This window comes from Alcaligenes sp. MMA (genome assembly GCF_020907215.1).
Taxonomy (GTDB): Bacteria; Pseudomonadota; Gammaproteobacteria; order Burkholderiales; family Burkholderiaceae_B; genus Alcaligenes; species Alcaligenes aquatilis.
Map to the genome: position 1 here is coordinate 371,191 of NZ_JAJJPP010000004.1, position 10,647 is coordinate 381,837.

Annotated in this window: 7 protein-coding genes; all 7 read left to right on the forward strand. The window is 52.5% G+C overall.

Annotation, left to right across the window (positions count from 1 at the left end; genetic code table 11):
* Window positions 1-44 precede the first annotated feature (44 nt).
* A complete protein-coding gene (locus LNA76_RS17865) occupies window positions 45-1,454 on the forward strand; it encodes a YadA family autotransporter adhesin (RefSeq protein ID WP_230019570.1) in 1,410 nt (469 codons plus the stop codon).
* A gap of 797 nt (window positions 1,455-2,251) precedes the next feature.
* Window positions 2,252-3,790 carry a TolC family outer membrane protein gene (locus LNA76_RS17870; protein ID WP_230019571.1) on the forward strand — a complete coding sequence of 513 codons (1,539 nt, stop codon included), beginning with the start codon at window positions 2,252-2,254 and terminating at the stop codon, window positions 3,788-3,790.
* Between the two features lie 39 nt (window positions 3,791-3,829).
* Window positions 3,830-4,051 carry a hypothetical protein gene (locus LNA76_RS17875; protein ID WP_094198149.1) on the forward strand — a complete coding sequence of 74 codons (222 nt, stop codon included), beginning with the start codon at window positions 3,830-3,832 and terminating at the stop codon, window positions 4,049-4,051.
* On the forward strand, window positions 4,029-6,218 hold the full coding sequence (locus tag LNA76_RS17880; RefSeq protein ID WP_108728322.1) for a type I secretion system permease/ATPase: 2,190 nt from the start codon (window positions 4,029-4,031) through the stop codon (window positions 6,216-6,218). The genes LNA76_RS17875 and LNA76_RS17880 overlap by 23 nt, the downstream gene beginning before the upstream one ends.
* Complete coding sequence (locus LNA76_RS17885) at window positions 6,215-7,576, forward strand: HlyD family type I secretion periplasmic adaptor subunit (protein ID WP_230019572.1); 1,362 nt, start codon at window positions 6,215-6,217, stop codon at window positions 7,574-7,576. Before LNA76_RS17880 ends, LNA76_RS17885 begins: the two co-directional genes overlap by 4 nt.
* A 117-nt stretch (window positions 7,577-7,693) precedes the next feature.
* Window positions 7,694-8,308: a response regulator transcription factor gene (locus LNA76_RS17890; RefSeq protein WP_108728324.1), complete on the forward strand. Its 615-nt coding sequence runs from the start codon at window positions 7,694-7,696 to the stop codon at window positions 8,306-8,308.
* A 175-nt stretch (window positions 8,309-8,483) separates the two neighbouring features.
* Window positions 8,484-10,647: retention module-containing protein (locus tag LNA76_RS17895; protein ID WP_230019573.1), on the forward strand; the 2,164-nt coding region annotated here is incomplete at its 3' end.

A 10,647-nucleotide genomic window follows, 5' to 3' on the forward strand; every position in this document is an offset into this window, starting at 1 on the left:
AGGCTACGGGCGTGTCGAGCTGCTTTTTTGAGTGTGAGAAATTCATGAAATACACGTATATAGCCGCTGCCGTGAATGGGGTATTGACGGCAGCCGTGCTGGGGGCTGTGTTGCAGCCAATGGATGTGCGGGCTCAGACTGCTCCGCCTGCTGTGTGGGATGGCAGCAATGCCGGGTATGGTCAGGGAGCCGGGCAGAATGTGGGCGGGAAGAACAATGTGGCGGTTGGCAATAACGCAGGCCAGGATGTCTCAGGCAGCGTGAATATTGCGGTGGGCAAGGGCGCTGGCAATGATGTGTCGACGAACTGGAATTTGGGTATTGGGGAAGGCGCCGGCTCTAATGTCAGCGGCAAAAATGCCAATCAGGCTATTGGTTATTACGCCGGCACCAATGTCGAAGGGGGGTGGAATCAGTCGATTGGGCGTAGTGCGGGACAAAACGTCAAGGGAGACTACAACGATGCCATGGGCTTTTGGGCAGGCACGAATACGGTGGGCAATAACAATGCTGCCTATGGAAGCAATGCGGGGCGTGACGTAACCGGAAATGGTAATACCGCCTTGGGCCAGGAGGCCGGCCGTAATGTGCAAGGTGATAGCAATTTGGCAATGGGCCAAAATGCCGGTCAACAGGTAGTGGGTAATGGCAATTTGGCCCAGGGTAAGAATGCCGGCCAGAATGTACAGGGTTCCAACAATATGGCGTTGGGTTCCTATTCGGGTTATGGCGTCACAGGTGAGGGTAACGCTGCATTAGGTCTGGGGGCGGGCCGCGATGTGACGGGTGATAACAATATTGCTCATGGTGCTGGCGCCGGTGGGGGCGTTCAAGGCAATGACAATGTGTCAATTGGCTCGGGGGCTGGTCGCGGTACGGTTGCAGATCGAAGTGTCGCAGTGGGAGCGGGTGCCGTAGCGGGTACTGACGGTGTGGCGCTGGGTTCGGGAGCGAAGGCTGTGCAAGGCAGTGTCGCACTAGGGGCCGGGTCGCAGGCTGTGCGCGGAGCATCCCAGGAATATGTTGCCTATGGCTTGGATGGTGTCCATCGTTCTCAGGGCGAAGTGAATCTGGGTGGTCGGCAGTTGACAGGGCTAGCTCCCGGTAGTGAGGAGACAGATGCTGTCAATGTGGCTCAGTTAAGGGCAGCAAGCCAGGCGGCCGAGACACGCTTTGGTGAGTCTGTGCGGCGTCTGGATCGTGATCTGCAGTCTCAGGAGCGCAAGTTGAGTGCCGGGGTTGCTGCTGCCATGGCAACAGCGGCCTTGCCGCAGGCGTACTTGCCAGGGCGCAATATGGTCTCTTTGGCGGGGGGAACCTGGAATGGTGAATCGGGCTACGCTTTGGGCATTTCCCGTGTCTCGGCAAGTGGGACTTGGGTGTACAAGGTCAATGCCAACGGTACGTCTCGAGGAGACCTCGGGGCGGCGGCAGGGGTAGGCTATCAGTGGTAGGCCATCTGGACAAGGAGTAGGGAAGTGGTAAGAAAACGGGCTGTTTATCAGCCCGTTTTCCTGCCTGTAGAGTGGGATTGGTTTTGCTTCGGGTGTGCCCGTTAACCTGGGTGGAAATTCAAATACTGTTATAAGTTTTTGATTATTAATTTCTTTTTAGATTTTGCTTGATACGGCGGGTAGGGGTCATTGCAGTGTCATAAGTAAAAGTTACAAATGTGGCATTTGCAATAAGCGTGTTGCCGAGAGGTATGACAAGAAAATTATTTTTATTGCATGTTAAAAATTTTGTTGGGTGTTGATGTAACCTAAATACTTATTAAGGTGAAAGATTTTGTAGATTCTTACGGAGAAATCTAGAAGTAGGGCATGATGACGCTATTATTTGTTAAGCCCCTGATTTCTTAAAATCGTTTAATTTCAGAGTTTTGTTGCCCTTTTTGTCACAGGCTATTTATCATTTTTAACATTGTCATCGACGAAAGCCCTTGTAATCTAAGATACAATTTGTCCCGTGACTCGTGTGACGATCATAGTGTGTTTTCGTGCAAAAAGTCACAATTAGACACAAGGTTATGCTCCAAGAATACAGGCCAGAAGCCTGTAGCTCCGCCTTGTCTTGCCCCGGTCCATTATGAACATACTGCTGCGGCTGGTGATGTGTTTACCAGCCTTAGATGTAAAGCCCATGTGCAATACATAGGTGTTGGGCCCTCGGGGGGTGTTTCTTTCGCTTTGTTTAGGCGGCACACCGAACCCATTCTTCTTTCATTTTTGTACTTAAATTTGATCTGGCAATGCGTTACAACGCTGAGGTGATGTTCTCCGTTGTGGGCGCAGCACAGGATCTTACGGAGGCCGACGTGCGTGGTAAAAAAACTCTAACGGTAAGTTCGCTGCTGACAGCGCTTGTGCTGGCTCAGCCAGTTCATGCGCAGGAAAACAGCTTGAGCTTCAAAGACAGTATCGAGCGGGCAATCATGTCCAACCCCGAACTTGGCGCTCGCTTCCAAGACTTCCAGTCTGCGTTGGAAGGGCAGAATGTCAGCCGTGGTGCGTTATTGCCTGAAGTCAATGCCGAAGGATGGGTAGGTCGGGAGTGGCGTGGTAGCACATCCAGTGCATCGTCTGTGAACTGGTCTCGCAGTGGCTATAGCTTGCAGTTACGCCAGTTGATTTTTGATGGTTTCTCGTCGATTAATCAGGTGCGTCAGTTGGGCTACGAAAAACTGGCCACCTACTATGATTTGTTGGCTTCTGTAGATTCCTTGGCGCTGGAGGCGGCGAATGCTCATATTGACGTGCTGCGATACCGCGAAATGGAAAAGTTGGCGCGTGAAAATTACAATCTGCACTTGAATATCCTGAAGCAGATCGAGGAGCGCTCCAGCTCGGGCGTCGGGCGTGGTGTTGATCTGGAACAGGCATATGGCCGCCAGTCTTTGGCACAAAGTAACGTTATGACCGAGGCCGGGAACTTGAATGACGTTTTGCAGCGCTATCGTCGTATCGTCGGGGTAGCGGCTCCTGAGGTGTTGCAGCCTGCTCCTTCCTTGAGCGAATCCCTGCCCACAAAAACCAGCGATTTCTTGCCTTCTTTGCGCAACAGTCCTTCCATTTTGGCTAAACAGGCTCTGTATCAAGCGGCCGAGTTTGGCAAGCATGTGGCTCAAGGGCGTATGTCCCCAAAACTTGAGTTCCGTGCGGCAACAGGTAAAGATAAAAATGATCCACCCGGATCGTCTTACCGTGATGCCCAAAACTCCAACGTGCAGTTAGTGCTGTCCTATAACCTGTTCCGGGGTGGGGCAGATATGGCGCGCATTCGTCAGACCACTGCCCAGCAGTATGCCGCGCGGGATGTTCGCGACTATACATGCCGCAACGTGCAACAGGACTTGTCCGTAGCGTGGAACAACGTTCAACGTTTGCGTGCCCAGTTGCCTTTCCTGCAACAACATGAGCTGGCTACGTCTAAAGTTCGTGTGGCCTATATGCAGCAATTTCAGATTGGCCAGCGTTCCTTGCTGGACTTGTTGGATACTGAAAACGAATTGTTTGATGCCCGTCGTGCGTTGGCCAATGCCACCTATGACCTGCAACAGGCCGAGTACAGCTGGTTGATGCTGTCGCACCGTCTGGTATCAGCAGTTGGTTTGGCGCAGCCCTACTCGGAGCAACCTGACGAAGCCGCCAAACTGGATTTCCCCGAAGAGGCCTTTCAGGCATGTATGGCACCTGTACCGGATACCAGCAATCTGACTCCGATAACAGTTGACTATCGTGACGATATGGCTCCGCCGGTCTTGCGTGAAAAAACAGCTGGGCTGAACTAATTGGTTTTGCTTGAGCGTACTTGAAGGTTAGGGGGCTATATGAGTCCAGAAGAAGAGGGCTATAAACAAGAGCTGTCAGTCTCGGATGCCAGTTTTATTCGGGTTCTGGAAGACTTGATTGACGCCTTGATTGCGAATGGCGTTCTTCGCATGACTGATTTGCCCCCTGAAGCCTTGGCTAAATTAAACGAGCGCAAACAAACCCGTCAGCGCCTGCGAGATTCGCTGGATTTGATTAATGACGACGAACCACTCATCTGAAAATCCAACACCACAGAGCGAGACATTCAGTATCCCGCCTCATCTGACTCATGATGATCCGTTACTGAATTGTTTGGTAGAGATTACCCGTATTCACGGCAATCCATGTACGGCCCAGCATCTGTCTACGGGTCTGCCCTTGCAGAAGGGACGCCTGACGCCCGCTCTTTTGAGTCGGGCTGCAGCGCGTGGGCATTGCACCTCGCGTATTTGGCGCCGTTCTTTTGCCGAACTCAATCCCAATCTGTTGCCAGCCATTTTGCTGCTGAACGATAGTCGGGCTTGCGTGTTGTTGGGCTTCGAGGATGATCGTGCTCTTGTGCATTTTCCAGAAAGCGGCAGCCCCAGTGAAATTGACCTGGAGCAATTGCAGGAGCTGTATTCTGGCCTGCTCGCGGTTGTACAACCTGACTTCCGGGTCGAGGTGCGAGCAACAGAGGGTATAACGCCCCTGAAAGGCAAGCATTGGTTCTGGGCGACCGTATCGCAAAACTGGAAGTTATATCGGGATGCGCTCGGAGCGGCGTTTCTGATTAACGTGTTTGCCTTGGCCATCCCCTTGTACACCATGAATGTGTATGACCGCGTGGTGCCTAACAATGCGATAGAAACGTTGTGGGTACTGTCTATAGGGATTGGTTTGGTGCTCGTGCTGAACCTTCTGTTGACCAGCGTACGCGCGTATGTGGTTGATGCGGCCAGTAAGCGGGTTGATATTCAGTTATCAGCACGGATTATGGAGCGGGTATTGGATTTGCGCATGGAGAATCGGCCGCCTTCGGTGGGCTCTTTTGCCGCCAATTTGCGCTCGTTTGAGTCTGTGCGCGATTTTATTGCCTCTGCCAGTCTGACAACGCTGGTTGATTTGCCATTTGTCGTCCTGTTTCTTGCGGTACTGGCCTGGATATCGCCTTGGATGTTAATCCCGCCGGTCGTGGCTATCATCATTATTCTTGCCGTGTCCTGGTTTGCCCAGGCTCGGATGGAGCGGTTGACCAAGCAAACATTTCAAGCGGCTGCACAGCGCAACGCAGGCCTGGTGGAGTCCTTGGCTGGGCTTGAAACCTTGAAGGTATTGAATGCGCAGAGCAATGCTCAGCGCGCTTGGGAGCAGTCTACAGAGTACCTGGCTCGACAAGGGGCCAGAATCAAGATGACTTCGGCTGTAACGGTAAGCACCGTGCAGATGTTGACCCAAGTGGTCACGATCTGCGTGATTATCATCGGTGTATATCTGATTCAGGACGCGCAGTTGTCGATGGGGGGCATTATTGCTTCCTCCATGATTGCGGGCCGTTGTCTTGCCCCATTTGGGCAAGTGGCCGGGCTGATGATGCAATATCAGAATGCGCGTACGTCGCTGGATTCGATTGGTATGTATATGGAGTTGCCGGTCGAACACCCTGATGATCGCAATTTTGTGCCTCGGCCTTATCTTGAAGGTTCCATCGAGTTCCGTGGTGTTAGTTTTGCGTATCCCGGTGCAACTCAGAATGTGATCAATCAGCTTAGTTTTTCCCTCAAGGCAGGGGAGAAAGTGGCCATTATCGGGCGTATAGGTTCAGGTAAGACCACGTTGTCCAAGTTAATTCTGGGCTTGTATAAACCGACCTCGGGCACGATTGTGTTAGACGGTATCGATAATCAGCAGATTGACCCAGCAGATGTGCGTCGTTCTATGGGCTATGTCTCACAAGATCCGATGCTGTTTTATGGCACCTTGAAACATAATCTGACGATGGGTTCGCCCTACGTTACGGATGATCAGATGTTGGCTGCCGCCAAGTTGGCGGGTGTGGATGATTTTGCTCGTCGGCACCCAGATGGCTACGACATGATGATCGGCGAGCGTGGTGATTCGCTCTCTGGCGGTCAGCGTCAAGCGGTTGCGGTGGCCCGGGCCTTGATGGGAAACCCCTCTATTCTGTTGCTCGATGAGCCTAGCAGCAACATGGACAATCAAAGCGAATCCGCTTTGCGCAATAGTTTGCGCACTGAATGTGAGGGCAAAACAGTGGTGCTGGTCACGCATCGTACAGCGCTACTGGACTTGGTTGATCGCTTGATTGTCATGGATATGGGGCGAATTGTGGCCGATGGTCCCAAGGAGCAGGTCATTACAGCATTGCGTAGTGGGCAGATTGGCAAGGCCCGGAGCGCGACATGACGAAAAAAAGTTTGTTTTCCCGGATACGGGCAAGGCTGAAGGCCGATTCTGGGCCAGCACCAAGCCGAAGTGTTCTCAAAAATGCAGCTTGGACGGCACGTCAGCAAGAGGTTCGCGGTTCGCGTTTGTTGATCTGGTTGACGCTGTTGGCAATTTGCGTGCTGATTGTTTGGGCAAGTCTGGCCAACATTGACGAGGTTGTGCGTGGAGAAGGGAAGGTGGTGCCTTCTCGGCAGGTACAGATCATACAAAGCCTCGATGGTGGTGTTGTCGAGGAAATTCTTGTCAGGCCCGGGCAATCCGTTGAGCAGGGCGAAGTGTTATTGCGCATTGATCCCACGCGAGCATCGTCTTCCTTGGGTGAGAATGAGGCAGAGTCCTTGTCGTTGTTGGCCAAGGCGGCCCGGCTTGAGGCCATTGCGGCTGATCAAACCCTGGATATGCCTGCCGAGGTTGTGGAAAAGGCGCCGGATCTTGCTGAAATGGAGCGTCGCGTCTGGCAAGCTCGTACCGAGGAGCTGCGCTCCAATATCTCTGTCGCTCAGGAGCAACTGCATCAACGCCAGCAAGAGCTACGAGAAACGCAGGCCAATCGGGATCAGGCGGCATCGAGCTGTGGCCTGACATCGCAAGAATTGAAAATGACGCGGCCTTTGCTGAAAAGCGGGGCTGTTTCTGAAGTGGATTTGTTGCGCTTACAGCGCGATGTAGCGCGTTATTGCGGAGAACAACGAGCCGCTACGGCGCAAATAAGCAGGATCGAGGCCTCCATACAAGAGGCGCAGAACAAGATCGGTGATGTTGAAATTACATTCCGTAACCAGGCTCGTACAGAGCTGGCAGAAACTCGCGCCAAATTGGCTTCTTTAGAGCAAGGGCAGCGCGCATTGGCGGATCGTGTCCGATTGGCTGAAGTGCGCTCGCCAGTACGTGGGACGATTAAAACTCTTGCCGCTAATACGGTGGGGGGGGTTGTGCAACCTGGTAAGGATATTTTGGAGATCGTGCCGACTGATGACTCCTTGTTGTTGGAGGTGCGTATCCATCCGCGTGACATCGGATTTCTTCACCCGGGTCAATCTGCTGAAGTTAAGTTTACTGCCTATGACTTTGCGATTTACGGCGGCCTTGCCGGGGTGTTGGAGCAAACCAGTGCCGATACGATTACCGATGAAAAGGGTAATTCATTTTATATAGCCAAAGTGCGCACTGATACCGTTTACGTGGGTGATGATAATCGGCCTATTTTGCCTGGCATGGTGGCAGAGGTTCATATCCTCACGGGTAAACGCACTGTCATGCAGTATTTACTCAAACCCATTCTCAGGGCCCGCTCTAACGCCTTTACAGAGCGTTAAAGCGGCAGGGGTGGCCTGTACGGGGGGAGTAGTGCTGACGATAGAGGATAAATAATCCCGCGTCAGCCTCAGAGCTGATGGCTTTTTAGCTCGTGTTACCAGTAAGGGAAAAGCGGTATGCGACAAGTAAATTCGGTTTTATTTCTGACGAACGATGAAGCCTTGTGGCAGCATTGGAGTCACCAGAATTCCGTAACCTACTTGCCTGCCCGAGGGCGAGGTATGGAGGATTTGTTACGGTGGAAACAGCAACATCGTGAGCTTGTCGTCATGGACAGTGCGCTTGCGTTATGGAATCACCCGCAATGGGTACAGGCAGTAAAAGGGATGAAGGTGGTGGTCGCCAGCCCTCGGCCTGTCGACTCTGAAGGGCAAGCCGTATTGGCGTTGGGCGCCCGAGCTTATATTCACGCGTACAGCTCGTCGGCTCTGCTGGAGCAAGTGTTGGAGCACGTGGCCTCGGGCCAGGTTTGGGTGGGAGAGTCTTTGCTGAGTCGCCTGCTCAGTGACGTGACTCGTCACTTGGAAATTCGCACGGGTTGGGAAAGCAATTTGACCAGCCGTGAAATCGAGGTGGCGCAACGCGCCTCGTTGGGGCACTCCAATCAATTGATTGCCCAGGATCTTGGCATTACTGAACGAACAGTGCGTGCCCACCTTCAAGCTATTTTTGAAAAGCTTGGTGTAACTGATCGTTTAATGTTGGCGCTAAAAGTACACGGCATTTCATAAGCCTGTTTGGGCCGTCCAGTCCTGCATTGTCAACTTGCGTAAAGAATCGCAAGTAAAGCGGCGAACTGGCGGCAGCGCCAATATCACATAGCAGATCAACTCGCTATTCTCATACCAAAGAAAGCCAATTTCAGATGGTCGCATTGCGACGGTCTTTTTTAGGAATCAGACAATTATGGCACTGGATACTGTTTTAGTGACACGCGTTGAAGGTACAGCATGGATGCGTACCAGCGATGGCTCAAAAGTAGCGCTCAAAGAGGGAATGCGTGTTCCCGTAAACGCTGAGATCACTACCGAAACAGGCGCATTTGTCGAGCTCGAGATTCCTGGCGGGCCGCCTATGACCATTTCCGATAATCGGGAATTCTTGCTGAGTGACGATATTGCCCAGACGGATGTCGATCCTGCTGTGGCCGTTCTGACCAATCCTGATGATCCAGCGATTGCTGCAGTACTGGCAGCACTGGAAGCGGGTAATGACCCATTTGAACAGTTAGATCCTACCGCTGCTGTGCTGACGGGTGGCGGAGAGGGCGGAAGTAGTTTTGTGCGTTTGGTCAGTATTGTTGAGACAACCCGACCATTAGCCCTGGAGTATCCCAAACCAGGCGTATTAGGCACAGAATTGCCTCGTTTTAGCGGTGGTGGTGGCGATGAGACGGACCCAACTCTCGTTGCTGGTACATCGACTGTGACATTGGAAACACCAGAGCGAGTCACGGAAGGCGAGCCATTTGAAATCATTGCGCGCGTCGATAACCCAGTTACTGGGCAAGATCTGATCATCACGCTGACCAATGGCAGCACTATTACGATTCCGGTTGGCAGTACGGAAGGCCGGGTGCTTGTTGATAATCCGTATCCGGATGATGCTTACACACAAGGCGATCGTCCTGAGGATATTGGTATCAGCACGACAACGGGCGGTAACTACGAGAATCTGGATACGAGCAGTACATCCAGCAGCACCATCACGGACGATGATGATGCTACAAAAATTACTTTGGAAGGCCCCGATACGGTTGTAGAAGGTGAGGACATCACCATTACCGCAACAGTTGAAAATCCTCCGCAAGGCGGAGACTTGGTGATTAAACTGACTAATGGTCAGGAAATTATCATCAAAGAAGGTGAGACTAGCGGTTCTGTCACGTATCCAGCTCGTCCTGATGATGGGACGGTGCAAGGCAATATCCCGGAAAATGTCGGGATTGAGAGCAGCACGGGCGGCAACTACGAGAAGGTTGAGTACGGCGATCCGGTAACGACTACCGTTGAAGATAACGATGTACCTGCGATTACTGTGTCCGACACGGTCATCAGTGAGGGAGGTTCGGGTACCTTCAACGTGAATTTTGGTAAACCAGTCGACAACGAGACCACGGTTACGCTGCAATTGGGGCATGGCTCCACGGACGATGGCGATATAGCTCTTGATCAGCCCCCTGTTGTGCAATTGCCCAATGGTGATACGGTGCCTGTCACACAAAATAGTGACGGCACATACAGTTTCACACTGCCTCCCGGTGTCACTGACGTCACGGTAACTGTAGATACTAAAGACGATGATGTTTTTGAAGGTGAAGAAGACTTCACCTTGACTGTTACGCAAGAAGGCGAGACACAGAACGGTACCCCTGTTGATAAAGTCCAGGGTGAAGGTACAGGCACAATTGTTGATGATGGCCGCGAAGTGCCGGTTGATCCTACCGATCCAACAGGTCCAACCGAGCCCGCCAATAATGATATTCCTAGTTTGGCTGTCAATAACCCTGTTCTGAGCGAGGGTAGTGATGCTGTTTTTGTGGTTGATTTAAGCAATCAAGTAAAAACAAACACGACGTTGGAACTCCAGCTTAACGAGGGCAGTGCAGGTTTTGGCGATCTGTGGACCGATGGTGAGCCCCGTACCGTTCAGGTGCAGGTAGGCAATGGCGTGGTGCAGACCGTGACCGTCGATGCCGACGGCAAATTCAGCGTGGATGTGCCTGCTGGCGAGACCCAGATTACCGTTACCGTCCCCACTGTGGATGATGCCGTTTTTGAAGGTGAAGAGCAGTTCACTCTGGATGCAGAGCTGACGGGTACTGTGGGTGATGTGGAGTTGAAGGATGTAACGGGCGAAGGTACTGCCACGATTACAGATAGCAACACCGGTGAGCCTGGTGCGGACGTACCGGTTCTGACGGTGGACGACGCCGGTAACGTGAACGAAGGCGAGAACGCCACGTTCAACGTGAGTCTGGACAAGGCCGTTGATGCCGACACGACCCTGACCTTCACCTTGGGTGGTGAGATCGAGGACGGCGACATTGGTGAGCCCACGGTGACGATTG

Bases quoted from the DNA above. Each gene is read 5' to 3' on its own strand.
- LNA76_RS17865 (WP_230019570.1), top strand. From the start codon at position 45: ATGAAATACACGTATATAGCCGCTGCCGTGAATGGGGTATTGACGGCA.
- LNA76_RS17870 (WP_230019571.1), top strand. From the start codon at position 2,252: ATGCGTTACAACGCTGAGGTGATGTTCTCCGTTGTGGGCGCAGCACAG.
- LNA76_RS17875 (WP_094198149.1), top strand. From the start codon at position 3,830: ATGAGTCCAGAAGAAGAGGGCTATAAACAAGAGCTGTCAGTCTCGGAT.
- LNA76_RS17880 (WP_108728322.1), top strand. From the start codon at position 4,029: ATGACGACGAACCACTCATCTGAAAATCCAACACCACAGAGCGAGACA.
- LNA76_RS17885 (WP_230019572.1), top strand. From the start codon at position 6,215: ATGACGAAAAAAAGTTTGTTTTCCCGGATACGGGCAAGGCTGAAGGCC.
- LNA76_RS17890 (WP_108728324.1), top strand. From the start codon at position 7,694: ATGCGACAAGTAAATTCGGTTTTATTTCTGACGAACGATGAAGCCTTG.